Genomic DNA, 26,646 nt, shown 5'->3' on the forward strand with positions numbered 1-26,646 from the left:
GCCGGGGGGTCAGCGAGCGATAGAGGTGACTATCTGGGTACCCGGAGCGGGGCCGCTCGCGCACCAGACGGCGTCCACGACGTCGGCCGCCGTCCATGCGGCGCCCAGCGCCAGCGCGTGCTGCCGGGAGCGGCCCAGCGCGGCGACCGTGGGACCGGATCCGGATACGATCACGCCTAGCGCCCCCGACTCGGTGGCGACGTCCAGCACCTCGGCGAGCTCGGGTCGCAGATCCAGCGCCGGTGCCTGCAGGTCGTTGTGCAGTGCCTTGCCGAGCGCCACGGGGTCCCCGGCCCGGAGCGCGTGCATCAGCTCGGTGTCGTCGGCGGGCGCGACGGCGGGCGTCGACGGGCCGGCCAGCTCGTCGAACCGCTTGAACACGCTGGGCGTCGACAGGCCGACGCGCTGCGTGCCGAAGCACCAGTGAAACTCCCCGCGTGTCATCGCCGGCGTCAGCAGGTCGCCCCGCCCCGTGCCGACGGCGGTGTGTCCCAGGAGCGAGAACGGCACGTCCGCGCCGAGCTCGGCGGCGATCTCCACCAGCTCGGAGCGCGGCACCCCGGCCTCCCAGAGCGTGTCGCAGGCCAGGAGCGCGGCAGCGGCGTCGGCGGATCCGCCGGCCATGCCCCCCGCGACCGGCACGCCCTTGGTGATGTGCAGCGCGACGTCTGCCGCAAGACCGGTGTGGTCGGCGAGCAGCGCGGCCGCCCGCCAGGCGAGGTTCGTCTCGTCGGTGGGGACGTCGTCCGCCTGCGGGCCGGAGACGGTCAGCGAGATGCCTGCCCCCGGCGCGGCCTGCGTGGCCGTGACCTCCTCGAACAGGGTCACCGCCTGGAAGATGGTCGCGAGCGGGTGGTAACCGTCGCTCCCGACCGGTCCGACGCGCAGCGCGAGGTTGACCTTCCCGGGCGCGCGGACCCGGATCGACGGCGGCGGCGCCGCGCTCAGACGCCCGCTCACTCGTCCCCCTCCGCCGGCTGCTGTGTACCCAGCTGTTCCGCGATGCGCGCGAACTGCTCGACCACCAGCGTCTCTCCGCGCGCGCTCGGGTCGACACCCGCGGCACGGAGCGCCACCTCCGCGGCGACGCCCGAGCCGAACAGTCCGGACAGCGCGGCCCGCAGTGTCTTGCGGCGCTGCGCGAACGCGGCATCGACGACCTTGAAGACCCGTTCGCGCGGCGCGGTGGTCGACGGCGGCTCCCGGCGCTCGAGGTACACGAGCGCGGAGTCGACGTTCGGGGCGGGCCAGAAGACGTTGCGCCCGACGGTCCCGGCACGGCGGGCCGACGCGTACCAGGCGGCCTTCACCGACGGGATGCCGTAGATCTTGGAACCCGGCACGGCGGCGATCCGGTCGGCCACCTCTGCCTGGACCATCACGAGCACGCGCTCCAGCGAGTCGAACCGCTCCAGCATGGTGAGCAGCACGGGGACCGCCACGTTGTACGGGAGGTTCGCCACGAGCGCCGTCGGCGGGGCGCCGGGCAGGGTGGTGACGTCCAGCGCGTCGGAGAGCACCACCTCGAAGTCGGCGTCCGGGAACCGGGCCCGGACGGTCTCGGCGATCTGCCCGGCCAGTAGCCGGTCGATCTCGATGGCCACCACGGAGGCTCCGGCCTCGACCAGGCCGAGGGTCAGGGAGCCCAGCCCGGGCCCGACCTCCACCACACGCTCACCGGGCTTCAGCCCGGCGATCCGCACGATCTTGCGGACCGTGCCGCCGTCGTGCAAGAAGTTCTGGCCCAGTGTCTTCGTTGGCCGGACGCCCAAACGCCCTGCCAGGTCGCGGATCTCCGCGGGACCGAGCAGGGCGTTTGAGGTTTCGTTCATGCAGGCGAGCCTAACCGGATCAGTACCAACCCACCGACTCCGAGTGGCCCCACGCGCCGCACGGCGAGCCGTAGCGGTCCGCGATGTAGCCGAGGCCCCACTCGATCTGGGTGGCCGGGTTGGTCGCCCAGTCCGCACCCGCCGAGGCCATCTTGTCGCCCGGCAGCGCCTGCGGGACGCCGTAGGCGCCCGACGACGGGTTGGCCGCCTGGTGGTTCCAGCCGGACTCGCGCTCCCACAGGAGGTCGAGGCAGGTCCACTCCTCGCCGGTCCAGCCACGAGCGGCGGCCATCTGCTGGCCGATCTCCTTGACGGAGCCCGCCGGCACCGGGGTGCTCGGCTCGCTGGGCGGGTCGACCTCGGCGGAGGCCTCCTCCGCGACGGGACGCTCCTTGGTGCCCTCGACGAGGACGCGGTCCACCGGCTTCTTGGTGACCTTGTCGGAGAGCTCCTTGCGGTACACGACCTTGCCGTCGACCGTACGCACCAGGATGACCTGGGTGCGCACACCCTGCTCACCCTCGCTCCGGACCAGGTCGCCCTCGTCCACGTAGCGGTCTTCGTCCTGGACGGTCTTTGTGCCGAAGTCGAGGTCGGTCTTCCTGGTGACCTTCTTGCTCTCGACACGCTCCACCTGGATGGCGACGTCGGCGCCCGACTTCTCGGCGGACCTCGCGTCCTTGGCGGCGATGGCCTTGTCCTGCGCCAGGGAGGCCACCGGGGCGACGCTCACGCGGTCGTCCCCGTCGAGCTTGACCTCGAGGCCGTCGAGCACCTCGTCGACGCTCGCCGAGTGGTCCTCGACCACCCGGGTGGTGCCGTCGGCGACTACCGCGACGGGGCCGTCGTCGTTCAGGCGGAGCGGGAGGGAGGCGCGGTCGCCGGAGCGGGACGCCACCAGTGCGACGTCGCCGCCGCGCTCGGCGAGGGTCGTCAGCGCCTCTGCCGCGTCGGTGACCGTGACCCACACGTCACGTTCCGCGTCGCCGTCGGTCATGGTGACCTGGCGGGCGTAGCGGACGACTACCTGGTCACCGTCGGAGAGCTTGGCATCGGTTCCGGGGGCGACGACGTCGCGCTCGCCCAGGCGGACACCTTGCGACTCGAGCATGCCCGCAACGGAACCGGCGTAGGTGGTGATGGTCTTGGTGGTGCCGTCGACGTCCAACGTGACGGTCTTCTGTACTTCGGCGAAGGCCACCGAACCGGAGGCGACGATCGCGACGGCCGAGAGGCCGGCTACGAGCGGCCAGCGACGGCGGTGCTTCGAGAGGGTGTCCTGAGGTGCTACAGCCTCGGACTCTGAGTTGATGCTGGGGATGGAGCCAGAACTCTGCTGCTCAAAACGGGGGTTCACTCGTGTCCAGTCGTCGGACGTCCCGGGCACGGGCGGCGAGGCGGGCATCCCGTTTGGGGCGGAACTCCCTACCACGAAGCGGCCGAACAGGCCCTGCAGCTCTTGCGAGCCGTCGTGGTCTCGACCGGCCGATCCGGCGGTCTCACACTGCCCGCGAGGTTCCGCGTCCAGTGCCGCCCTGCCGCCGTTGGAGTGTCGTGGCCTACACCACGTGACACCCCCGCGCCAGCGAGGACAACCGAAAGTAACTGATTTGTTACCGCTCGGCCAACCATCTTGGTGGGTTGCAACTGTGTTGTCGGTCACTCGTCCAGGACAAGCGTCCAACTCTCGGGAGGCTGCGATCGGGGTCCGCGGGAGGGCCCGCGACCGGGCGGATGTTGGATCTCCGCAGGCCAGGATGGGCGCGGAGGCCGCGGGGAGGCGCCGGCACGGCGGTCGCCCCGAGGCCTCCGCGGCGTCTCCGACCGCTAGCCGGAATCAGGCTTCGAATCCGGTCTCGGTTCGGGTTCCGGCTCGGGTTCGGGCTTCGGCTCGGACCCCGAGCCGGGCTTCGAGCCGGACTTCGACTTCGGGTCCGACTTCGAGTCCGCCTTCGAGACCGACTTCGAGTCCGACTTCGATGTGGGCTTCGGTTCCGGCTTGGGCTTGGGGCGCTCCTTGGTGCCGTACACGATCACCTTGTCCACGGGTGCCTGCGCGACCCAGCTGTTCAGCTTCTCCTTGCTCACCACCTCGCCGTCGATCCGGGTGACGTCCCACGACGTCACCCGCTTGCCGTCGGCACCTTCGGACGCCAGGTACGGGCCCAGGTCCGCGTAGTGGCCCGCGTCGGTCGCCGTCAGCGTCTCGAACGGAATCCTGCTGACGGCCTCCTCGATCGTCGCCTTGACCTCCTTGACCACGACGGTCAGCACCGGCTCGCTCTGCCCGCGCACCTCCCGGTGCACGACGGATACCCGGTCGTCCGTGTCGACCGCAGCGTTCTGGGCCGCGAGCAGCTCGTCGAGCCGCACGGAGCCGTCGGCCACCCGCCGCACCTCTCCGCCGATCTCCAGGTGCACGGGACCGTCGACGTCGAGCCGTATCGGGAGCGTCATACGGCCTTCGGCCCGCGTCGGGACCAGGACCACCTTGCCGGCCCCTTGCGAGAGCTGGGTCAGTGCCTGGTCGGCGTCGAGCGTCGTGACCCACGCGGTCCGTCGTCCGCCGTCGACCCACAGCGTGACCTCGTGGCCGTAGCGGACGACCACCGTGTCGCCGTCGCGCAGTGCGGCGCCGGGACCAGGTGTCACGGCGTCCCGGCCGGTGACCTCGACACCCTGGCCGGTCAGCAGGTCGGCGACGTCGCCCTCGAAGGTCTCGACGGAGGTGACCTGGCCGTCGACGTCGAGCCTGACGGTCTTGTGGGCCGCCCCGTAGACCGCGACGCCACCGGCGCCGACCAGAGCGAAGGCGGCAAGGCTCACGAGGACCACCACCCCGCGCCGGCGCCGGGGCGGCCCCGGAACGGGTGGTGGTGGCGGTGGTGGTGGTGCGGTCGCGACCCCTGCGCCGTCGGTCGCCAGTACCGGCATCGGGCCGGACGGGTGGCCGGGCGGAAGACTGTCCATCACCTCTGAGCGGGTGTTCGCGATGTCCGCGACGGTCATTCCCGCGGGAAAGACCTCGGCCGACGGCGGCGCCGGGCCGAATTGCGCCGAACCGAAAAAAGGCGAGTCGGAAAAAGGCGCGTCGAACAGATCGGTGACGCCGGCGTCGCCGTCGTCCTCAGAATTGGGGAATTGTTGTCCGGGGCTGCCCTGAGCCGGATGCGGAGATGTCACGCGAGTCCAGTCCTCGAGCGGTCCGGGCACGGAAGACGAGACGGCGCGCCTCCCACGCAGCTCCCGCGCGAGGCACGAGCCCGGCCGACCGATCCGGCGGTCCCTGAGACCGTAACTCCGCCGTTACCAAATGCAAGCCGAAAGCGGCAATAGGTTCAGCAAATGGTCCGAAAAGCCAAGCGATATCCCAAATGTCGTTTGGGGAGAACGTGGATCAGTACCAACCGATCTCCACCGAGTGCGCCCACGCGCCGCACGGTGTTCCGTAACGCCCGGATATGTAGCCGAGACCCCACTCGATCTGGGTGGCCGGGTTCGTCAGCCAGTCGCTGCCGACCGTGGCCATCTTGGAGCCCGGGTTCGCCTGCGCGATGCCGTAGGCGCTGCTGCTCGGGTTGTCGGCATTCCAGCGCCAGCCGCTCTCCTTCTCCCAGAGCTGGTCCAGGCACGAGAACTCGTCGGCGCCCCAGCCGCGCTCGGCAGCCATCGCCTGACCCAGTGCCCGGGCGGAGCCGGGATCCACCGGGGCGGTGGCTACGTCCATGGTCCCCACCACCACCTCCTCGTTCACCGGCTTCCGGGTGACCTTGCGCCCCACCTCCGTGCGTTCGACGACGGCCCCGCCCACGATCTTCACCGCGTACGTCACCTTGACCTCGCCGGCCACACCAGCGGTACGGATCGACTCGTAGCCTTCCGGAAGGCTCGGGTCCTCGATCGTCTCGGTCTCGAACGGGAGCACCTCGGTCACCGTGCGCGACGACGAGGCGTCGCGGCTGACCATGATGACCATCCCGTCGACCGCCGCGGCGTCGAGCGGTACGGAGGTGACGTCGGCGTCGGCCAGGGCGATACCCGCCTCGTCGAACAGGCCCCGCACCGTCGACTGCGTGGTGTGGAACTCGAGCACCGAGCCGTCCACGGCGATGTTGACCTGCTTGACCGTGGAGAACCGGACGGGGTCGCGGTCCAGCCGCGTGGTACGGGAGGCGGTGGCGAGCGCACCGTCGCCGCGCGGCCCCAGCGCCGCCAGCAGCTCGCCGACGGTGCCTGCGGTGGTGCGGAGCGTCATGATCTGGCCGTCGAGCTCGACGGTGACCTCGCGGCTGGTCCGGACCACCACCGTGCCGCCCTGTCCGACGCCGGAGGTGGCAGCCGGCTGCACGACGTCGTCCCGCCCGAGCTCGATGTGCTGCGACGCGAGGGCCTCGCTGACGGTGTCCCCGTAGACACCCACGGTATGGATCTCGCCGTTGTAGTCGATGGTCAGGACGTTCGCGTTGACGACGTAGACACCGGTCACAGCAGCGAGCGTGCCGACGACGGCGCCACGGACCACCCAGCGGGCCGCTCTGCTCTCGAGCCACGGCCGTGCGTACCTCACCACGAGCACCAGACCGTAACGGAACAATCCCTCCGGGAAAAGCCGCGCGGCCATGAAATGAAATGCCGAATTATTCGCCTCAACGCGCCATTCTCACCAATTGCCGTAGACCCGTTCCGAGTTCGCGGTGATGTCGGTGCACAACGTGCCGAGGTCCTCTTCGAGATGGGCCGCCATCGCCCGGACCGTGTGGGCCGCCGCGAAGGGGGCGTTCGGCTGTCCCCGGAACGGGTGCGGCGTGAGGTAGGGAGCGTCGGTCTCCAGCAGGATCAGCTCCCGCGGCGCCGCCGTCAGGGCGGCCCGGAGGTCGTCGTTCGCCTTGAACGTGACCGGTCCGGCGAACGAGAGGTACCAACCGTTCTCGGCGCAGACGCGGGCCATCTCGACGTCGCCGCTGAAGCAGTGGAAGACGGTGCGCTCGGGGGCGCCGTCCGCCAGCAGGACCTCGATGACCTGGGCGTGCGCGTCCCGGTCGTGGATCTGCAGGGCCAGGCCCAGCTCCTTGGCCAGGGCGATGTGCGCGCGGAAGCTCGCCCGCTGAGCCTGCTCGCCGCGCGGGCCCGTGCGGAACAGGTCCATGCCGGTCTCGCCGATCGCCCGGACACGCGGGCTGCCCTTGGCCAGGTCGGCGATCTCCGCGACGGCGTCGTCGAGGCTCACCGCATGGTGCTCCTCGACCTCGGGAGTCAGCCCGTCCGGCCCCACCTCGAGCACCCCGGCGTGCAGGGTCGCCTCGTTCGGATGAATGGCGAGCGCCCCCACCACCCCAGCCTGCTGAGTGCTGAGGAGATTGGCGGTCCAGCGGGCAGACGGGAGGTCGCAGCCCACCTGGACCACCCGGTCCACGCCCGCACGCGCCGCGCGGGCCAGGTGGTCGGCCACCGTGGGTGGCCAGGCCTGGCCCGCCGGCTCGCCGTCCGGCGCTACGTCGGTGAGGACCGCGTCGATGTGGTCGAGGTGGGTGTGGTTGTCCACCACGGGTACGGGCAGCGGCTCCGGATCGGCCGGAAAACCGCGCTCGCGCGTGCGCTTCGCCATCTTCGGGTCAGTCCACCGACCCCGCGCCGAACCGCTCGCGGAACCCCTCCAGGCCCTCGTCGCTGATCTTGGCGAACAGCACCGGAGGCACCGTGAAGCTCGCGCCGGCGGGCACAACGGAGAGCGCAGCCGCCGCCTCCGGAGTCACCCAGGTCGTGGTGTCGTCGTCGAGCGCGAACACCCCGCGCAGCGTCGCCGCGCTCGCCGGGATGAACGGCTCGGACACCACGGCGTACAGGTGGATCAGGTTCATCGCGGTGCGCAGGGTCACCGCGGCGGCGTCCTCGTCCGTCTTGACCTGCTTCCAGGGCTCCTTCTCGACGAGGTACGCGTTGCCCGCCGACCAGAGCGCCCGCAAGGCGTTGCTGGCCTTGCGGTACTGGAGCGCCTCCATGTGCTCCTCGAGCTCGGCCAGGAGGCGCGTGACCTCTGCCCCGAGCTTCACCTCCGCCTCGCCCGGCTCGCCGCCGGCGGGGACGGTGTTCCCGAACCGCTTGGCGGAGAACGTCAGTACCCGGTTCACGAAGTTGCCGAGCGTGTCGGCCAGGTCCTTGTTCACCGTCCCGGCGAAGTGCTCCCACGTGAACGAGGAGTCGTCGGACTCCGGCGCGTTCGCGATCAGGAAGTACCGCCAGTAGTCGGCCGGCAGGATCTCCAGGGCGGCGTCGGTGAAGACGCCGCGCTGCTGCGACGTCGAGAACTTGCCGCCGTAGTACGTGAGCCAGCTGAAGCCCTTGACGTAGTCGACCATCTTCCACGGCTCGCGGACGCCGAGCTGCGTGGCCGGGAACATCACCGTGTGGAACGGGACGTTGTCCTTGGCCATGAACTGCGTGTAACGGACGTCGGCGGCCTCGTACCACCAGGACTTCCAGTCCCGCGGCTCGCCGTCGGCAGCGACGTCCGCCCACTCCTTGGTGGCGCCGATGTACTCGATCGGGGCGTCGAACCAGACGTAGAAGACCTTGCCGGCGGCGGCGAGCTCCGGCCACGTGTCGGCCGGGACCGGCACGCCCCACTCCAGGTCACGCGTGATCGCGCGGTCGTGCAGCCCCTCGGCGAGCCACTTGCGCGCGATAGACGTCGACAGCAGTGGCCACTCCTTGCTGTTCTCGTCGATCCACGCCTCGACCTCGCCCTGCAGCTTCGACTGGAGCAGGAACAGGTGCGTCGTCTCGCGCACCTCGATCTCGGTGGAGCCGCTGATCGCCGAGCGCGGGTTGATCAGGTCGGTCGGGTCCAGCACACGGGTGCAGTTCTCGCACTGGTCGCCGCGTGCCTTGTCGTAGCCGCAGTGAGGGCACGTGCCCTCGACGTAACGGTCGGGCAGGAAGCGCCCGTCGACCGGCGAGTACACCTGCCGGATGGCGCGCTCCTCGATGAACCCGTTCTCGTGCAGGCGCCGCGCGAAGTGCTGCGTGATCTCCGCGTTCTGCTGTGACGAGCTGCGGCCGAAGTAGTCGAACGTCAGGCCGAAGCCGTCGTAGATCTCCTTCTGCGTCTCGTACGCCTGGGCGCAGAACTCCGCGACGGGCTGTCCGGCCTTGGCCGCGGCGAGCTCCGCGGGCGTGCCGTGCTCGTCGGTGGCGCAGATGTACAGCACCTCGTGGCCGCGTTGCCGCAGGTACCGCGCATAGACGTCGGCCGGGAGCATCGACCCGACCATGTTCCCCAGGTGCTTGATGCCGTTGATGTACGGAAGCGCACTGGTGACAAGGTGGCGAGCCATCGCTGGATGCTCCAATTCGTAAGGACGGGAAAACTGCTCTCCAATCCTAGAGCCCCGGGCCCAGCGAATTGGCCGATGGCTGTGGTTCCAGGATTACCCCGCCGCGGCGGCAGTCAGCGGACGACGGCGGGGTCGACCTCGTCGGCCCATTCGAGGAAGTGCTCGACGATCGAGAGCCGCCAAGCGTCACCCACCTCGTACACCTTGAATGACTCCGGGGTCTTGGTACGCACGGAGCGAAAACGGTCCGCCAGAATCGCCCGGTCGAACGGCAGCGCCTCCTGCTTGTCCCCGATGTCGAGCACCGCGTCGCGCGAGAATCGCCCCGAGCGCACCACCGCGTCGATGTCGATGAAGTCTCGGGTCTCGCCTCGCGACCAGAGCGCGCTCATCTTTCCCGCCACGGCGTCCCGGACGTCCAGTACAGGGCCGACCTCGAACGTCGCGGGTGCGAACTCGCGGTAGTTCACACCGAGCTGGATCGAGCTCGTCTCCTGAGTCGTCTCGTCGGTCACACTGAAGTCCGCAAAGGTCTGACCGATCCGGTTGTCGTGCACGGAAAGACCGGAGGCCAGGAACGCCGCCCGCAGTCTGGCGACAGAGATCTCGAACAAGCCCGGCGCGTAGACATTGGTGAACAGGTCGACGTCGGCGGACGGCCGGTCGCCGATTCCGTGGGCCGAGATCGCGTAGCCACCAGCGAGGACGAAGCCATGGCTCTCCAGCGCCTCGAGCCCGATCCGGGCGAGGCGCTCGTGGAATGGCACCATCAGGCGATCCGCATCTTCCGGCTTCGGGCCGCGAGCTCCGGGAATCTCTGCTCCCAGACCGCTCGGCACCGGCTCGGCAGGGTCAGCTTCGGCCAGAGCCGTAGCAGGAGACCGCGGTCCAGTATCCGCACATGGTCGGAGGCGGTTCCGTCGCGGACGGTCGCGCTGTACAGCTCACGCGCCCGCTGTGGGTTGGCGACTTCGTACGTGGGGTCGGTGCTCGTGTCGATATGCGGCCCGACGGTCACCACACCCGACGTCGGCCCTCGCAGGTCGTCGAGCGAATCCGGGGTGGCGTACGGGATGTGGTCGGCGTAGACGTAGCCGCGCGACACCGTCCGGTACGCACCGGGTTCTACGGACATTCTGCTCACCCCTTCCGGGCTCGGCTCGACGATGCTCCGAGCCTACGACGCGGCACGCTCTCGCCTTCCAGGCTATCCACACCCCTAGTCGTCTGCAACTGTGCGCGAACGCCCACGCCGGGGCTACTCGGACGGCGCCAGCGTGACCCGCAGCAGCCTGTCGTCGATCAGCGGGCCGACCTCCGCCCTCAGCGGCTCGCCCCTGCCGTCGGTGTTGCTCGTCAGCACGTAGAGCTCGCCGTCGGGCCCTGCGTGCACCGCCCTGAGCCGGCCGAACTCCCCCTCCAGCAGCGCCTGCGGCTCACCGAAACCGGGGCTCTCGCCGTCCGCCACTGCCGATGCGTCTCCGAGCAGCGGCACGCGCCACAGGCGCTCGCCCCGCAGGGACGCCAGGTACACGGCCTCCTCGGTGACGGCGATGCCCGACGGCGACGCCTCCGCCGTCGGCCACCAGGCCACCGGGTCGATGAATCCGGCCTCGTCGCCCGGGCCCTCGACCTCGGGCCAGCCGTAGTTGCCGCCGGGCTCTATGACGTTCAGCTCGTCGAGCTCGTCCTGGCCGAACTCACCGGCGAACATCCGCCCGCTGGAGTCCCAGCCGAGGCCCTGCACGTTGCGGTGGCCCATCGACCACACGGGTGAGCCGGCATCCGGGTTGCCGGGCGCCGGCTCGCCGTCCGGCGTGATGCGCAGGATCTTGCCGGCCAGCGACTCCGGGTCCTGCGCGTTGGCGGGGTCACCGGCGTCGCCGGTCGCGACGTACAGGTAGCCGTCCGGCCCGAACGCTATCCGGCCGCCGTTGTGGTTCGAGGCCTTGGGGATGCCGTCGAGGACGGTCCTGAGGTCGCGCAGGACTCCGCTGTCGAGGTCCAGCTCGGCCCGTAGCACTGCGTTGTCCGTCTCCCCCGTGCGGTACAGGAAGACCGTCATCACCGGACCGGCGTCCTCCGGGTCCACGGCCACGCCCAGGAGCCCGCCCTCACCGTCGGCCACGGTCTGCTCGGCGAGCTCCTCTGCTCCGCTCGACCAGGCGAGGTACTCGACACCACCACCGCTCTGGTCGGCACCACCGCTCGGGTGGACCCTCGCGAGCATGGCGCCGTCCCGCATCGTGACGAGGAAGGTGTCGTCCGGCAGCGGGGCCAAGCCCCACGGGACCGGGAGCTCCTGCACGACCACCTCGACGTCGGCAGTCACCTGCCCGTCCCAGGGGTCGTCGCCCGACGTCGAGCCCGACGCCGCGGAGGTCGTCGAGACCGTCGGGGTCGGCGACACGACGCCCGGTTCGGGCGAGCCGGTACAGCCGAGGAGCAGCAGGGCCACACCTGCCGACCCAGCGATGGCAGAACCCGAGCGCCGCAGCCTTGAGGTGATGGAATCCATGCCTCATCCAAGCACCCAGCGGCTGCGGCCGGTCGGAATTTTTGCGACCCCTACACACTGCCTCCCGTCATCGGTGTGTCGCGTGCAGTGTGTTGGGCTGGACGGTCAGGGCCCGCCCCCCTGCCGCAGTGGCAGAGTAGAAGTCATGAGCCTCACCGAGTCCGAGCCCGTACGGCGGGCCCTCGTTGTCGTCGACGTCCAGCCCACGTTCTGCGAAGGTGGCGAGCTGGCCACCGAGGGTGCGAACGAGATAGCGCACCGCGTCGCGGCCTACGCCGCGGCCCACCACGACCGGTACGCCACAGTGGTGACCACGCAGGACTGGCACATCGACCCGGGCGAGCACTTCAGCGACACCCCCGACTTCGTCGACTCCTGGCCGCCCCACGGCGTCGCCGGCACGCCCAACGCCGAGCTGCATCCCGCGCTGGCCGACCTCGACCCGGACGTCCGGCTCAAGAAGGGCCAGTACTCGCACGGGTACTCGGGCTTCGAGGGCGCGGACGAGCACGGACGCACGCTCGCGACGGTCCTGGAGGACGCCGGGATCACCGCCGTCGACGTCGTCGGCCTCGTGGAGTCGCACTGCGTGAAGCACACCGCGCTCGACGCCCGCCGCGCGGGACTGGCGGCCCGGGTGCTGACCGACCTCACGATCCCCGTGTCGGAGGCGCAGGGCGAGATCGCGGAGAGGGAGCTGACGGCCGCCGGCGTGGACCTGCGCGACTCGTCCGCCGTCTGATCAGCGGTGGTGCGGTCAGATCCAGCTCGGTAGCACCATGAGCCGCTGCCAGTAGTCGTAGGGCACCGGCATCGCCGTCCAGATCGGGTAGTAGAGCACGCTCACGCCCACGATCAGCACCACCACCACGGCCGCGAGCCAGCACACTATGCGCCGGTCACCGCTCCTGCGCGAGGTCCGTTCGATCCCTATGGCCAGCAGGTACACCAGGGCCAGGATCACGAACGGCGTGAACACGATCGTGTAGAAGGTGAAGATGGTCCGGTCGGCCAGCGGCCAGGAGTACTGGAACCAGGGCAGCCAGCCCGCGGCGATCCCCGTCAGAGCGGCGGCGCCGCGCCAGTCGCGGAACCGGATGGCGAGCACCAGCACGATGGGGATCGCCACCGCGCCGAGCCACCACAGCAGCGGGTTGCCGAGCGACGTCACGGCGGTCGCGCAGTCGCTCACGGCGTCGGCGGGGCAAGGACCCTGGCCCGGCGTGTACTTGTCCCAGTAGAACGACGTCGGACGCCACTGCACTATCCAGCCGAGCGGGTGCGACGCGTAGTTGTGGTCCGAGTCGAGGCCCGTGTGGAAGTCCCACATCATCTTGTGGTACTCCCACAGCGACCGCCCGGCCTCCCAGGCGCCCTGCGCCCAGCCCCAGTCCGGCCACCACGACGGCGGCGCGACGCCGTTCACGTCTGCCCAGTTGCGCAGGTACGACTTCGGGTGCGCGAACCAGGCGGACCAGGTGGCGATGTACACGGCGACCACGGTGGGCAGCACGATCAGGGCGGCCGGGACGGCGTCGACCACCAGCGCGTCCTCCCACCAGCGCTCGACGCCCGCGGTGCGCCGTGCCGTCATGTCCCAGACGACGGTGAGGATGCAGAACGCCGCCACGAAGTACAGGCCCGACCACTTGACGCCGCACGCGAGGCCCAGCGACACAGCGGCCGCGAACCGCCAGCCGCGGAACCCCAGCCGCGGACCGTACTTGCCGATCGCCCCGCCCGCGTCGACGATGTGCGCCACGCGGTCGGCGAGCCGACGTCGGGCCCACTCCCGGTCCAGCACCAGGCAGCCGAACGCGACGAGGACCCAGAACATGAGGAACTGGTCCAGCAGGCCCGTGCGCGAGTGCACTATCGCCTCGCCGTCGACCGCGAGCAGCAGGCCCGCGACCAGACCCAGCATGGTGGACGAGAACATGCGCCGGGCGATCCGCACCATCAGCAGCACGGCCAGGATGCCGATCACGGCGCTGGCGATGCGCCAGTGCATCGGGTCCTGTGCCCCGCCCATGAGGCGCATCCCGATGGCGATCATCCACTTGCCGACCGGCGGATGGACCACGTACTCGGCCTCGTCGGTCTTGTACGAGCTGACGTCGCCCGCCTCGAACGCCGGGTTCGGCTTGTCGGGCCACGCCGCCTCGAAGCCGAGGCTGGCCAGCGACCAGCCCTCCTTGACGTAGTAGGTCTCGTCGAAGACCAGCTTGCCAGGGCGCCCGAGCTCCCACAGCCGCGCTCCGGCGGCGATCGCCGTCACGACGAGCGCGCCGAGCACGCCCCAGAACCGGTCGCTGACGCTCCGCCCGAGCGCGAGACGGCGCTCGCCCAGCAGATCGCGCAGGAGTCGTTCACGCACCGGGGGTGCGGGCTCCGCAGCCCGCTGTCCGACTGCGGGGAACGACCCGGTGCGCGTCATGTGGCCCGCGACGGCTTCACGGCGCATGTGCGCGCCGTACGTTCCGGGCAGAGCCTGCTCCGTTGCGGCGAAATGCGCTCCTGTGGCGTCAGGCTGCTGAGACACCGGGCCAGCATAGAGCGTGGGACCCTGTGGTTCATGACCGAACCGTCCCTGGTTCCCGGGCCCGCGCCCGAGGCCGGCTCCCTCGTCCTGGCCGCCACGCCGATCGGCAACACGGAGGACGCCTCACCGCGGCTGATCCGCCTGCTGGCCCAGGCCGACGTCGTGGCCGCGGAGGACACCCGCCGTCTGCACGGGCTGGTCGGCCGGCTCGGGGTCGAGGTGCGCGGCCGGGTGACCAGCTACCACGAGCACAACGAGACAGCACGGGCCGACGAGCTGCTCGACGTGGTCGCAGCGGGCGGCACGGTGGTGGTCGTGACCGACGCAGGGATGCCCTCCGTCTCGGACCCGGGCTACCGGATCGTGGAGCGCGCCATCGAGCGCGACCTGCGCGTCACCGCGGCCCCCGGGCCGAGCGCGGTGCTGACGGCGCTGGCGCTCTCCGGCATGCCGACCGACCGGTTCACCTTCGAGGGCTTCCTGCCGCGCAAGGCCGGCGACCGCGCCCGGACGCTCGGCGCCCTGGCGACGGAGCCGCGCACCATGGTGTTCTTCGAGGCGCCACACCGGATAGCGGAGACGCTGGCCGCCATGGCCGTCGCTTTCGGGGAGACCCGGCCCGCCGCCGTCGCGCGTGAGCTCACCAAGACCTACGAGCAGGTGCTGCGCGGCCCGCTCGCGGACCTCGCCGAGCGGGCGGCGGCGGAGCAGCTCCGCGGCGAGATCTGCGTGGTGGTCAGCGGCGCACCCGAGGTGCACGCGAGCGTGGACGACGTGGTGGGCGAGGTCCTGGAGCGGGTCGCAGCCGGTGAACGCCTCAAGGCAGCGGTGGCCGAGGTGGCGGAGACGGCAGGCGTCCCGAAGCGGGACCTCTACGCGGCCGCCCTGGCCGCCCGCCCCTCGAAGTAGTCACCAGTCGATCTGGGGGGTCGGGTGGTAGGTCGCGCCCTCGCGACGCCAGGTGGCCGCCTCCACCGCCACGCGGGCACGGAACGACTCCCAGTCCTTCGCCTCCGGCCGCGACCACGCGGTCTCCGCCACCGCGGCGAGCCGGGGCAGCAGCATCGAGAACAGGTCGTCGCGGCTCTGCAGGGTCTCGGTCCAGACGGCGGCCGAGACGCCCTCGATCGCCGACTCGGGCAGGCCGTCGATCAGGGCCGCCGGGTCCCAGTCGTAGGAGTCGCGCAGCTCGACGAACGCCGCCCACTGCTGGCCCAGCGGATGCTCTGGCGTGTACTTCATGTCGAGGTACGCCCGGTCGGCGGGGGACATCACGAACTTCGCACCGGCCCGCGCGGCGCGCACGAACGGCGCGGGGTCGGGCCGGGTGTCCCAGTACTGCAGCACCGTGCCGGGGCGGACGAGCGAGGGCTCCTCGCCGTCGGACGCCCCGGCGCCCGACGCCTCAGCGCCCAACGCCGCAGGGTCGCCCGCCAGCGCCGCAACCGCCGCCTGGTCGCCGTGCGCTGAGCCCGCGGCCTCCTGCCACGCGACGGGAGTCTTGCCCGCACCCGCGATGACCTCCTGGCACAGCGCCACGAACCGGCCGAACTCCTCGGGCTGCATCACCAGCACCTCGTCGCCGCCGAAGTGCACCCACGGCCCCAGCGTCATGCGCGCGACGTCGGTGAACACGTCCCGCAGGAACGGCTCGGTGGCCGGCAGGTCGATGTGCAGCTTCGAGAAGCCGACCTCGATCCCGTCATAGGTGTCGGTCGGCTCGCCGGAGGGCATGAGCTCGCCGTAGGCGTGGGTCGCCGCGTTGACGTGCCCGGGGACGTCGATCTCCGGCACCACGACGATCTCCCGCTCGGCCGCGTACTCCTGCAGCTCGCGGTACTCCTGCGCGGTGAGGAACCCGCCCGTCGCGCCCGACACCGCACCCTGCGACGACTTCTCCGTCAGCGCGGGACGGGACGGGATCTCCAGCCGCCAGCCCTGGTCGTCGGTCAGGTGCAGGTGCAGCCGGTTCAACTTGTACGAGCCCACGAGGTCCACGACGGCTCGCAGGTCCGCCGGCCCGAACCAGTGCCGCACCACATCCAGCGACAGCCCGCGCCACGCGTACCGCGGCTCGTCCCGCACGACGACGGCGCCCACCTCGAGCGGGCCGCCGGCCTCCCGGCGGCCGGCGGCGACGAGCTGCCGCAGGGTGCGCACACCGTGCAGCAGGCCGCTCCGCTCGGGCGCCGCGACGGTCACGCCGTCGGTGGTCACGGTCAGCGTGTAGCGCTCGGGGTTGCCGGAGCCGGCGGGGCCCGCTGCGGGATCCGGCGTCAGGGTCACCGGCACCCCGCCGTCCGGTACGACCAGGGCGCCCGCGGCGGCGAGAAGCTCGCCCACGAGGCCCGCGACAGTGCCGTCAGCCGCGTGGACGGTGACCGTCGTGAGGTCCAGCACCCCCTCGGCCGGCTCGAGCTCGACAGGTGCTGGGATGACGGCGTCGGCGACGATGCCCGCGCCGCTGCTCACGGTTGTCACGATTGTTAGGGCCCCTTCGCTCCGGTGGTTGCCCGCAGTTTCGCAGGTTCAGCCGGCGGAGACCAGACCCAGGAGCGGTTCGGTGGGCATGATGCTGGTGGGGTCGGTCGGCACCGAGCTGGGCGCGGACCAGCCCAGGAAGGTACCCGCGGGGATGTCGCCGGCGACGTCGGCCCACACGCCGTCCGCCGTGGCCTGCCCCTCGCCCGGGCCCGCGGCGGTGAAGACCACAGCCACCTGCGGCGGGACCCGCAGAGCCGCCCGGTCCACCACGGACGCCGCCGTGGACTGGTGCACCTCCAGCATGATCTGCGGAAGGCCACGCGCCGTCGCGATCTCGGCGAGCCGGTCGACCACCGCCTGCAGCTCCGCGACGGGCACCGCGCCCGCTTCCGCACCGTTGCCGGCCACCCGGAACTCCGGGTGCACCGACAGGCCGACGCCCGGCTTGACCAGCAGCGGCTCGATCTCCTTGAGCTTCGCGGCCAGCGGCTTGTTGCCGGGCGCGACGTCGAGCAGCACGAGCTGGCCTGCCGCGCGGATCGCGTCGACCGCCGGTGCGAGCAGCTCCAGCGGCTGCTCGTCGACGTGGTCGCCGTCCTCCCCCGCCGCGTCGGATCGCAGGTTCGCGGTGATGGTGACCAGGGGCGCGCCGCCCAGCAGCTCACCGTTGGCGCTGGCTGCGGCCACGGCGCCGGCGGCGTCGGCGGCCGGGTCGGTGGACCCGGCGGGCACGGTGTACGACGTCGATATGTACCGGCCGGGGAACAGCCGGAGCCCGCCGTCGGGCAGTGTCGCGCCGGACGTCGCCACGGCCACCTGCCAGCCCAGCTCGTCGGCCGAGCCGAACCCGCCGCCGATCCCGACCACGCCGAGCGGCTGGAGGGTACGGATGGTCTCGACGGTCTCCGGCCCGGCGACGACGCTGCCGCCCGGGACCACCACCGGGACGGCGCCCGCGGCGAGCGCCGTGCCGATCGCCGCCTCCTGCCCGAGCTTCGGGTCCACCGCCACGAGGATCTCCTCCAGCAGCTCCGGGTCCGCGACGTCGGGGATCTCCGAGCGGAGCCCGTCCACCTTGCCCGCGTCGAGGCGGTCGGCGGTGGGCATCTCGACCTTGGTCACGTTCTGCTTCTTGTCGCCTCCGCCACGACCCGCGGAGGCGGCGGCCTCTGCGGCCGCGCTCAGCGCACCCGGGTCGAACCGGACCACCTCCGCCTTGCCCGTGGCCTCGCCGGCGGCGGCGACCGCGGCCTCGTCACCGATGACGACGACTGTGCTCGCGCCGAGCCGTTCGAGCTCCGTGACGAGGTTGTCGTCCGAGACACCACCGTCGGTGAGGAGCACGGGGGCGGTGACGGCGGCTCCGGTGGCCGCGGCGGTCGAGCGCGCGTCGTCGTCGTCGGCCGATGCGAACACGGCTACGGGAGACGCATGGAAGAAGGCCTGGCTCGCGGTGAGGGCGAGCTCTGCGGGGTCCGTCGAGTCGAGCACGAGTGCCGGCCCGGACGGTTCACGGACCTGAAAATTCTCCCCCGTCCTGCCGTCGACGCCCTCGGCCCTCGGCACCGTGCAGCCGGCGAGGACGAGGGCGGCTGCCGCGAGCAGAGCCGCAGCGGACGCAGATCGGTGGTGCGGGACGAATCGGGCGTTCCGGATGACCACGGGTCACATTCTCCCCCACGACGGCGGTATGTGGAAACCCCGGGGTGGCGGCGATCCCAACGCGAGCCGACCGCCGGGTGAACAAGTCGGACGCGAACGACCGAGGTAGACGAACTCGTCAGTACACCTCCGCGTAGACTGTTCGTTCCGATCATCCGGAAACGAACACGGAAGCAGATGGCGCGATGAGCACCACCACATCGGGCGGCCCGACCACCCGGGACCGCATCCTCGACGCGGCGACCGAGCTGTTCTACTCGCAGGGGATCCGTGCGGTGAGCGCGGACAAGATCATCGAGCGCGCCGGGATCACCAAGGTCACGTTCTACCGCCACTTCCGCACCAAGGACACGCTGGTGGTTGCCTACCTCGAACGGCAGGCCGCCTGGGAGCGCCAGGCGCTGGACGCCGTGCGTGCGGCCACCGGCGACGACGCCGAGGCCCTCCGCCGGTTCGCCCGCGCCGTCGGCACCGAGACGTGCCGCCCGGGGTTCCGCGGCTGCTCGTTCATCAACGCGGCAGCCGAGTACGCCGACCCGGACAGCCAGGTCCGGAAGACCGTCGCGGAGCACCGCGCCTGGTACCGGCAGACCTTCGCCACGATGGCCGGGCAGCTGGGCGTGGCCGACCCGGAGCAGGCGGCCGACGAGCTGATGATGCTGCGCGACGGCGCCATGCTCACCGGCTACCTCGACGACCCGTCCCGGGTGGGCAGCGCCCTGGAGCGCGCGATCTTCGCGGTGGTCGACGCCGCCCGGGCCGGCTCACCCACATAGACCGCACCTGCTCCGCCCTGTCACTTGTGCCGAGCCACAGCACCCCTTACGGTAGACGTACTAGTTCGTCTACATGGTCGGCGCCGCACGCGCACCGGCCTCGAGAAGGAGCGGAACATGGCTGACACCATCTACACAGCGGTCGCGACGTCCACCGGAGACGGCCGCCGCGGAGGCCAGGTCGTGTCCGACGACGGCGTGCTGGACCTCAACCTGGCCATCCCGACCGAGATGGGCGGCCCGGGCGGGGGCACCAACCCGGAGCAGATGTTCGCCGCCGGCTGGGCGGCGTGCTTCCACAGCGCGCTGAAGTCCGTGGCCGCCGCGCACAAGGTGAAGATCAACGACTCCGCGGTGATCGCCGAGGTCGGTCTCGCTCCGCTGGACGGCGGCGGCTACGGCCTGAGCGCCGCGCTGCACGTCGAGGTCGCCGGAGTGGACCAGGAGACCGCCGACAAGCTGGTCGAGGGCGCGCACGCCATGTGCCCGTACTCGAACGCGACGCGCGGCAACATCCCGGTGACGGTCGACACCACCGTCGCCTGAGCCGGAGCGGAACCGCAGGCTCGGGCGACAGCAGATATAGAGCCCGAGCTCGTCGAGCGTCAGTGTCAGAGGCTCAGGTCACCATGGTGGCCTGAGCCTCTGACACACCCGCCCTCGTCGAGAAGGACCCGCATGCCGTTCGCCGACCAGCTCATCAGTGACCGCACGGCCACCACCCTCACCGAGTCCGTGGCCACGGCGGCACCGGGCATCGCCCTGCGCGCGCTGCCCGCGACGGTCGGCCGGCTGGGTGAGCTCTCGCTCCGCGAGCGGGCGGACGTCCTGCGCGACGCGCTGCTGGCCGACCTACCGGGCGGGTACACGGACCTCGCCCGCGTGGTCCGCGCGGCGCGCGACGGCGCGACGCCGTTCACCGGCTGGCTGATCTGGCCCGTCACGAGCGCCGTGGCGGTCAGGGCCGTCGAGGAGAAGACCGACGCCGCCTTCGATGACGCGATGGCCCTCCTGGCCGAGCTCACCGGGCGCCTCACCGCGGAGTTCGCCGTCCGCACCCTCCTGCGCCACGACCTGGACCGCGCCCTCGGCATCGCCGCGGACTGGGCCCGGTCGGACGACGTCGACGTGCGCAGGCTGGCCAGCGAGGGCACGCGCCCGTACCTGCCCTGGGCGGTGCGCGTGCCGGACCTGCTCGCGCGTCCCGGGGCTACGGTCCCTGTCCTCGACGCCCTGTACCGGGACGAGAGCGACTATGTGCGCCGATCCGTCGCCAACCACCTCAACGACCTCAGCCGTGACCATCCCGAGCTGGTGGTCGCCACTGCCGGGCGCTGGCTCGCCGAACCCGTCGCGACGACCCATGGCCTCGTCCGGCATGCGCTCCGCACGCTGATCAAGCGCGGGCATCCGGGCGCCCTCGGGCTGCTCGGGTTCGGACCCGCCGCGCTCGAGATCGACGGCCCGGTGCTCGACGGCGTCCGCGTGCCGTTCGGCGGCACGCTCCGGTTCACGGCGGAGGTCCGCAACGTCGGCGCCGAGGAGGCCCGGCTGTCCATCGACTACGTCGTCCACCATCAAAAGGCCAACGGCTCCCAGACCACCAAGACCTTCAAGCTGACCACCCGCACCCTCGCCCCCGGCGAGCGGGTGCGGCTCAGCCGTGAGCACTCGTTCCGGCCGATCACGACCCGCCGCTACTACCCGGGGCCGCACGCCGTCGCGCTCCAGGTCAACGGCGTCGCCACCGATCCGGCCTCGTTCGAGCTGGGCCAGCCGGTCGACGCCTGACGACGGCGCGGGACCCCGGTCCGCACCCGACCCTGTCCTCCCAAGACGCTGTGCACTAGCGTCTTTCCAGCACAGTGCATAGACCGAGGTGCATAGACCGAGGTGCACGGACTGACATGTCCTTCGGGGGGAGAGACGACAGGTGCAGAGCGGACAGATCATCGGCGACCGGTACCGGCTCGAGGAACGCCTCGGCTCCGGCGGCCACGGCGAGGTGTGGCGAGCCGCCGACCTCCGCCTGCACGAGCGGTCGGTGGCGCTCAAGCGCACGCGGTACGACGGCGACGACGACGGCGCTGACCGGGTCCGCCGCGAAGCCGAGACGCTCGCGCGGATCAACCACCCCCACGTGGTCGCCGTGCTCGACGTGGTCGATGACGCCGGCGAGGTGTGGGTGGTCATGGAGTACGTGGCCGGTCGCCCGCTCTCCGAGGCCGGCCCGCTGTCGGTCGAGCAGGCGGCCCGCTACGGCGCCCAGCTCGCCGGCGGCCTCGAGGCGGTGCACGAGCACCGGGTCCTGCACCGGGACGTCAAGCCCGCGAACGTCCTGGTGACCGACGACGGGTTCGCGAAGCTCGCCGACTTCGGCATCTCCCGCCCGTTGCACGACGACGTGACGGTCACCGCCACCGGTGCGCTCACCGGGACCCCGGGTTACCTGGCGCCCGAGGTGGCCAAGGGCGGGCGGTTCACCGAGGCCGCCGACGTCTGGTCGCTCGGTGCCACCCTGTACTACGCGCTCGAAGGCACCTCGCCGTTCGGCGACGACAACGCGCACGCCCTGCTGTGGAAGACGGTCTCCGAGGAGGTCAGCCCGCCCAGCCGGTCGGGCAGCACGGCACCCGTCATCCTGCGGATGCTGGCCAAGAAGCCCGGCGACCGGCCACGCCTCCAGCAGGTCCGGCAGGAGCTGGCAGCTCTGGCCGGCGACCCGACAGCCGGCGTCGGACCCGGACAGGCTCAGCGGCCACGGCGCCCCAGCCGGGCCCTCGCGGTAGCCGGCGTCGCAGTCGTGCTGGTGGCGGCGATCTCGGCAGCGGTCTGGTTCTCCCTGGACCGCGGGCGGGCGCAGGGCGGGACGCCCGTCGCGGAAGCCGGCACGGGTCACACCGACGGCGCGGTGGACCCCTCCGACAACAGCACGACAGCGAGCTCGGCCGTCATCGGCGATCCGGCCACCGCCGACCCGTGCGCGCTCCTCGACGTCGAGGCGCTCGGAGCTCTTGGCCAGACGCGGTACCGCACAGACAACGGTGACCTCAACAGCTGCGAGGTCATAGTGACGACCGACGACGGCGCGGTGATCGCGGTCCACCTCACGATCTGGCACGACACGGCCGAACCTGGCGAGCCGAACCGGCGGGTCAACGGGTTCACCGTGGTGAACGACGAGGACGAACTGCCCGACGAGTGCGGCCGTGAGCTCTACCTGCCCGGCGGCGACTACAACATCTCGCTGTACGCGTGGCAGGAGCAGTGGCAGGAGACCTCGCAGGACGTGGGCAAGGTCGACGACCTCTGCGCGTTCGCTGAGGCGAGCCTCGACCACGTCACCACCGTGCTCAACGACGGTGAGATCCCGCGCCGCACCCGGGCCACGGCCCCGGGCTCGCTCTACACCCAGAGCGCGTGCGACCTGCTCGCCGGGGAGCCGCTCGAGCAGCTGCCCGGCGTCGATGCCGACCGCCCCGTCGTCGGGTTCGCCGAGTGGGAGTGCCGGTGGCAGACCGACGACGGCAAAGAGCTGCGCGTGATGTTCCAGCACAACGACGAGCCCTCGGAGGAGATCGGCGAGCGCTTCGTCCTCAGCGGGCACGAGGTGTTCGACGAGGGCACCTCCTGGTCCGCTGACTCGTGCCTGGTGTCCATCGTGAACCGCGTGGCGATCAGCGTGGACGGCGACGGCGACATCGTCGCCGAGATGGTCAAGCTCCAGCTCCTCGCGGACGACGGCGAGCCGGTCGACGAGCTCTGCGACGTCCTCCTGAAGATCGCCGAGCCGGTGGCGGCAAGACTTCCCGCGGTGTCCTGACCGGACGACGTCGGGAGGGGTCCCGGGGATGGCATGTCACGCTCGGGACGGGAAACACCTGGAGGTCGCCATGACGGACATCCCACAGATGGAGGGCACCGAACCGCTCTCACCGAACCACGCGAGCCTGGCGTTCGGCGTGCCGACATCCGAGCCGGACACCATCTACGCCCTCTCCGTGTCGGGCGGCATCCGGCTCGGTGCCAGGGAGGAGCGGACAGTGGTGTTCGGGCGCAACCGCCCGGAGGTGCACGTCTGCGTCGGTGAGGACGACCTGCGGATCAGCCGCAGCCAGGGCGCCGTGACGTTCCGGGGCGGCCGGTGGTGGCTCAGCAACACCGGTCACCGCGCGCTCCAGCTGCCCCGTTCGATGACGCTGTTCCCCGAGGACGACCCCTATCCGGTCGAGGCCGGGTACACCCCGGTGTTCGTCAACGGCACGGCGAGGCGCCGGCACCTGCTCGAGCTGTACGTCGCGGACCAGGACGGGCGCCTGCCGCGGCCCGCGCCCGACGCGGCGACGCTGCGCGACAAACCGTGGAAGCTCCGCGCCGACGAGCGGCTGGCCCTCGTCTCGCTCGCGCAGAAGTACCTGCTGCACGAGGCCTACCCGCAGCCCTGCACCTGGCAGCAGGTCGCCACCGACCTCGGCGCCCTGCACCCCGACGAGCAGTGGAGCGGCAAGCGGGTGGAGCACCTCGTGTCGGGCGTCCGACGGCGGCTCTCGCGCGCGGGCGTGCCCGGACTGACCCGCGAGGAGGTCGGCGAGCCGGTGGGCAACATGCTGAACCACAACCTCGTCACCGAGCTGCTGCAGACCCGCACCCTGGTACCGCCGGACGTCCTGCTGCTCGACGACGTCTGACCACCTCGCGGGCACCCGTCGGGCATCAGCCGAACGTCATCGTGTAGACCTGCACGCCCTCTGGAACCTCGAGGTCCACCAGCCCCTCGGTCGGCCCGTCGCCCTCGAGCACCGGGTAGAGCCTCGGGTTGCCCGAGACGTCGATGCTCGTGGTCGTCGAGCGGCCGTCGCTGGTCACCGTGGACTCGACGGTGCCTTCCCCGCCGAGCACCACGAAGACGTCGGCCGACCGGTACGCGAGGCGCACCCGCGCGTCGTCGGACAACGCACGCGCGCCCTGGAAGTCGACCTCCCAGGTCCCGCCGAGCGAGAAGGTGTCCTGCTTCTGCTCGTCGGCGAGCGTGAACTCCTGACGGCCGGCCGCGTACCTCGGCTCGCCGGCGTAGTTGATGACGCGCTTGATGGAGAAGTAGGTCTCGGGCGTGATCTCGTCGAGCGGCGTCGCGTCCTGGACCGTCGTGGGCTCCGGCAGGTCGACGCCGGGGTCTGCGTCCGTAAGGAGCTCGCGGATCAGCTTCTCCGTGTTCTCGTACCCGCCCTCGCCCAGCCGGATGTGCCGCACGGTGCCGTCCGCGTCGATCAGGTACTGCGCCGGCCAGTAGCGGTTCCGGTAGGCCGTCCAGGTCGCGTAGGAGTTGTCCTGCGCGACCGGGTAGGTAACGGAGAGGTCCTTCGCTCCCTGGATCACGTTGCGCGTCTCGCGCTCGAACGCGAACTCGGGGGTGTGCACCCCGATGACCTCGAAGCCCTCGCCGACGTCGGCGTACCTGTCGTACCAGGCGTTCAGGTGCGGGATGGACCGCTGGCAGTTGATGCAGGAGTAGGTCCAGAAGTCGACCAGCACTACCTGGCCGCGCAGCGCCTCCAGCTGGAGCGCCTTGCCGTCCGGCGTGTTGAGCCACTGGTCGATGCCGCGGATCTCCGGCGCGGTGCCGCAGTCCTCCAGGACCGGCGCGCCGTTCGAGCAGTTGGACAGCTCACGGTTCTCGTCGGTCACGAGGCCGCCGAGGTCGAGCGCCTCGCGCACGGTCTCCGAGGAGTCGATGCGCTGCTGCAGCGCCCCCGTGTAGTCGGGGAGGAGCCGCTGGATGGCCGCGGGAACGTTGAAGGCGAGGGCGACGGCCAGCAGGATGACGACGATGCCTCCGCCGGTGCGGATCGCCGTCGTGTGGCGCTGGAAGGCCTGCACCCGCTCGGCGATCCGGCGTCCCGCGAGCGCGAAGACCAGCAGCGGGATGGCGGCGCCGACGGCGAACGACACGGTGAGCGCCACCGTCTCGACCCCGATGTTGCCCGTCGCCCCGGCGACGGTGATCGCGGCCAGCACCGGTCCGGCGCACGGCACGTAGAGCACGCCGAGGCCGAGGCCCAGGGCGAAGGCGCCCCGGTCCTGCCGCGCGGCGCCACGCTTGGCCCCGAAGACGGCGATGCGCTGGAAGGGCCGCTCGAGGATTGTCTCGAAGCGGGGCACGATCATGCCGATGCCCAGCAGGACGAGCAGGGTGATGCCGGCCCAGCGCAGCAGGTCCTGGGGCAGGCCCAGCACCGAGAGCAGCAGGGAGCCGAGCAGCGTGAAGACACTGAAGCTCAGGACCAGGCCCGCGATCACTATGTAGGGGCGCAGGGAGCGCCGCGTGCGCACGGCGGTGGTCGTACCTCCGCCGGCAGCGGTCCCGGCCTCGCCGGCGCGTCGCGCGCCGTCCGCGCCTCGTGTCCGCGCACCCTGCACGCCGCCCGCGAAGAAGATCACGGGCAGCATCGGCAGGATGCATGGCGATATTCCGGTGATGAGGCCTCCCAGGAGGCCGATGACGATGAGGGTTCCCATGTGGCGGGTTCGGCGCACCGGCGGTTCCGGATGGGTCGGGCAAGGGTTCGGGACCGCCGGGAAAACTCGTGCGCATCCAGCCCCATCCGGTTGGCGATCGGCTCCGAACCACGGGCAAGACGCTCCGTGAGAACGCGAGAGCGACGACACACCGAGGAGAGACCGATGAACGTTCGTACCCGTAAGTCCTACGCAGCAGTCGGCATCACGGCCATCGCCCTGCTGGGCCTCACGGCCTGCTCGGGTTCGGAGGGTGGTTCGGCCGGCGGCAGCGAGACCACGGCGAGCGAGGAGACCGCGGCTCCCGAGGAGGAGCCCACGGACGAGACGACCGACAACATGGTCGACCCGGCCGCCAACCTCGTGGGCCCCGGCTGCGCCGGATATGCCGAGCAGGTGCCGGACGGCCCCGGCTCGGTCACCGGCATGTCGACGGACCCGGTCGCCGTGGCCGCCTCGAACAACCCGCTGCTGAAGACGCTGGTCGCCGCGGTGAGCGGCGAGGTGAACCCCGACGTGAACCTTGTCGACACCCTGAACGGCGACGAGTTCACCGTGTTCGCGCCGGTCGACGACGCCTTCAAGGCGATCGACGCCGCGACGATGGACACCCTGTCCAAGGACAGCGACCTGCTGACGCAGATCCTGACGTACCACGTGGTGCCCGGCCAGCTCACCCCCGACCAGGTCGTCGGCGAGCAGACCACCGTCCAGGGCGAGACCCTCGAGGTGACCGGCAGCGGTGACGAGCTCAAGGTGAACGACGCGAACGTGATCTGTGGTGGCGTGATGACCCAGAACGCGACCGTCTACCTCGTCGACGCGGTGCTCATGCCGAAGATGTGACAGTGCCCTGAGTGCTGAGCGGGCCCTCCGGGTCTCGACAGGGGGGGCGCCGCCGGGGGGGGGGGGGGTGTGTCCGGCGGCCGGCGCGGGGGGGTGAGCGGGGTGGTTGTTGTGGAACACTTGATGGGAGGGGGCA

The 26,646-nt window shown here is 71.2% G+C and carries 22 protein-coding genes; 8 read left to right on the forward strand and 14 right to left on the reverse strand.

Going from position 1 to position 26,646, the window contains the following annotated elements:
* Window positions 1-9 precede the first annotated feature (9 nt).
* From AB0F70_RS23240 to AB0F70_RS23285, 10 genes are all read right to left on the reverse strand, one after another.
* Window positions 10-960: a 4-(cytidine 5'-diphospho)-2-C-methyl-D-erythritol kinase gene (locus AB0F70_RS23240; protein ID WP_357454035.1), complete on the reverse strand. Its 951-nt coding sequence runs from the start codon at window positions 958-960 to the stop codon at window positions 10-12.
* Window positions 957-1,832, reverse strand: coding sequence for a 16S rRNA (adenine(1518)-N(6)/adenine(1519)-N(6))-dimethyltransferase RsmA (gene rsmA, locus AB0F70_RS23245; RefSeq protein ID WP_357454038.1), 876 nt, complete (start codon window positions 1,830-1,832; stop codon window positions 957-959). The genes AB0F70_RS23240 and rsmA overlap by 4 nt, the downstream gene beginning before the upstream one ends.
* Before the next feature lie 19 nt (window positions 1,833-1,851).
* A complete protein-coding gene (locus tag AB0F70_RS23250; RefSeq protein WP_357454041.1) occupies window positions 1,852-3,189 on the reverse strand; it encodes a ubiquitin-like domain-containing protein in 1,338 nt (445 codons plus the stop codon).
* Window positions 3,190-3,659: 470 nt separating this feature from the next.
* Window positions 3,660-5,015, reverse strand: coding sequence for a G5 domain-containing protein (locus AB0F70_RS23255; RefSeq protein WP_357454044.1), 1,356 nt, complete (start codon window positions 5,013-5,015; stop codon window positions 3,660-3,662).
* A 214-nt stretch (window positions 5,016-5,229) separates the two neighbouring features.
* Window positions 5,230-6,399: a ubiquitin-like domain-containing protein gene (locus AB0F70_RS23260; protein WP_357454048.1), complete on the reverse strand. Its 1,170-nt coding sequence runs from the start codon at window positions 6,397-6,399 to the stop codon at window positions 5,230-5,232.
* 93 nt (window positions 6,400-6,492) lie between these two features.
* A complete protein-coding gene (locus AB0F70_RS23265) occupies window positions 6,493-7,437 on the reverse strand; it encodes a TatD family hydrolase (protein WP_357454051.1) in 945 nt (314 codons plus the stop codon).
* 7 nt (window positions 7,438-7,444) lie between these two features.
* Window positions 7,445-9,166 (reverse strand): methionine--tRNA ligase, encoded by a 1,722-nt coding sequence (gene metG / locus AB0F70_RS23270; RefSeq protein WP_357454054.1) that lies wholly within the window; start codon window positions 9,164-9,166, stop codon window positions 7,445-7,447.
* A 113-nt stretch (window positions 9,167-9,279) separates the two neighbouring features.
* Window positions 9,280-9,936 (reverse strand): nucleotidyl transferase AbiEii/AbiGii toxin family protein, encoded by a 657-nt coding sequence (locus AB0F70_RS23275; protein WP_357454057.1) that lies wholly within the window; start codon window positions 9,934-9,936, stop codon window positions 9,280-9,282.
* Window positions 9,936-10,301, reverse strand: a complete 366-nt coding sequence (locus AB0F70_RS23280) for a hypothetical protein (RefSeq protein WP_357454060.1) — start codon at window positions 10,299-10,301, stop codon at window positions 9,936-9,938. The genes AB0F70_RS23275 and AB0F70_RS23280 overlap by 1 nt, the downstream gene beginning before the upstream one ends.
* Before the next feature lie 123 nt (window positions 10,302-10,424).
* A complete protein-coding gene (locus AB0F70_RS23285) occupies window positions 10,425-11,684 on the reverse strand; it encodes a PQQ-dependent sugar dehydrogenase (RefSeq protein WP_357454063.1) in 1,260 nt (419 codons plus the stop codon).
* 145 nt (window positions 11,685-11,829) lie between these two features.
* Here AB0F70_RS23285 and AB0F70_RS23290 point away from each other — a divergent pair, with 145 nt between their 5' ends.
* Window positions 11,830-12,426, forward strand: coding sequence for an isochorismatase family protein (locus tag AB0F70_RS23290; protein WP_357454067.1), 597 nt, complete (start codon window positions 11,830-11,832; stop codon window positions 12,424-12,426).
* A gap of 15 nt (window positions 12,427-12,441) precedes the next feature.
* Here AB0F70_RS23290 and AB0F70_RS23295 read toward each other — a convergent pair whose 3' ends face one another.
* Window positions 12,442-14,226 carry a phospholipid carrier-dependent glycosyltransferase gene (locus tag AB0F70_RS23295; protein WP_357454070.1) on the reverse strand — a complete coding sequence of 595 codons (1,785 nt, stop codon included), beginning with the start codon at window positions 14,224-14,226 and terminating at the stop codon, window positions 12,442-12,444.
* Between the two features lie 33 nt (window positions 14,227-14,259).
* On the opposite strand from AB0F70_RS23295, the gene rsmI reads away from it, so the two are divergent.
* Window positions 14,260-15,135, forward strand: a complete 876-nt coding sequence (gene rsmI / locus AB0F70_RS23300) for a 16S rRNA (cytidine(1402)-2'-O)-methyltransferase (RefSeq protein ID WP_357454073.1) — start codon at window positions 14,260-14,262, stop codon at window positions 15,133-15,135.
* Here the strand turns inward: rsmI and AB0F70_RS23305 are convergent, their stop codons facing one another.
* Together AB0F70_RS23305 and AB0F70_RS23310 are read right to left on the reverse strand one after the other, a co-directional pair.
* Window positions 15,136-16,707 (reverse strand): family 20 glycosylhydrolase, encoded by a 1,572-nt coding sequence (locus AB0F70_RS23305; protein ID WP_357454076.1) that lies wholly within the window; start codon window positions 16,705-16,707, stop codon window positions 15,136-15,138.
* Window positions 16,708-16,755: 48 nt separating this feature from the next.
* A complete protein-coding gene (locus tag AB0F70_RS23310) occupies window positions 16,756-18,372 on the reverse strand; it encodes a hypothetical protein (protein ID WP_357454079.1) in 1,617 nt (538 codons plus the stop codon).
* A 185-nt stretch (window positions 18,373-18,557) separates the two neighbouring features.
* On the opposite strand from AB0F70_RS23310, the gene AB0F70_RS23315 reads away from it, so the two are divergent.
* The 5 genes from AB0F70_RS23315 to AB0F70_RS23335 all read left to right on the forward strand — a co-directional run bounded on the left by AB0F70_RS23315 (window position 18,558) and on the right by AB0F70_RS23335 (window position 23,836).
* A complete protein-coding gene (locus tag AB0F70_RS23315; RefSeq protein WP_357454082.1) occupies window positions 18,558-19,148 on the forward strand; it encodes a TetR/AcrR family transcriptional regulator in 591 nt (196 codons plus the stop codon).
* Window positions 19,149-19,265: 117 nt separating this feature from the next.
* Window positions 19,266-19,694 (forward strand): organic hydroperoxide resistance protein, encoded by a 429-nt coding sequence (locus AB0F70_RS23320; protein ID WP_357454085.1) that lies wholly within the window; start codon window positions 19,266-19,268, stop codon window positions 19,692-19,694.
* Window positions 19,695-19,826: 132 nt separating this feature from the next.
* On the forward strand, window positions 19,827-20,939 hold the full coding sequence (locus AB0F70_RS23325) for a DNA alkylation repair protein (RefSeq protein ID WP_357454088.1): 1,113 nt from the start codon (window positions 19,827-19,829) through the stop codon (window positions 20,937-20,939).
* A 142-nt stretch (window positions 20,940-21,081) separates the two neighbouring features.
* On the forward strand, window positions 21,082-22,971 hold the full coding sequence (locus tag AB0F70_RS23330; RefSeq protein ID WP_357454091.1) for a serine/threonine-protein kinase: 1,890 nt from the start codon (window positions 21,082-21,084) through the stop codon (window positions 22,969-22,971).
* Window positions 22,972-23,041: 70 nt separating this feature from the next.
* Complete coding sequence (locus tag AB0F70_RS23335; protein ID WP_357454094.1) at window positions 23,042-23,836, forward strand: hypothetical protein; 795 nt, start codon at window positions 23,042-23,044, stop codon at window positions 23,834-23,836.
* A 25-nt stretch (window positions 23,837-23,861) separates the two neighbouring features.
* Here AB0F70_RS23335 and AB0F70_RS23340 read toward each other — a convergent pair whose 3' ends face one another.
* Entirely contained in the window at window positions 23,862-25,664 is a 1,803-nt protein-coding gene (locus AB0F70_RS23340; RefSeq protein ID WP_357454097.1) for a cytochrome c biogenesis protein CcdA, read from the reverse strand.
* Between the two features lie 165 nt (window positions 25,665-25,829).
* On the opposite strand from AB0F70_RS23340, the gene AB0F70_RS23345 reads away from it, so the two are divergent.
* A complete protein-coding gene (locus AB0F70_RS23345) occupies window positions 25,830-26,510 on the forward strand; it encodes a fasciclin domain-containing protein (protein ID WP_357454100.1) in 681 nt (226 codons plus the stop codon).
* Window positions 26,511-26,646 lie beyond the last annotated feature (136 nt).

The sequence above is a fragment of the Promicromonospora sp. NPDC023805 genome (assembly GCF_040639635.1).
Lineage (GTDB): Bacteria > Actinomycetota > Actinomycetes > Actinomycetales > Cellulomonadaceae > Promicromonospora.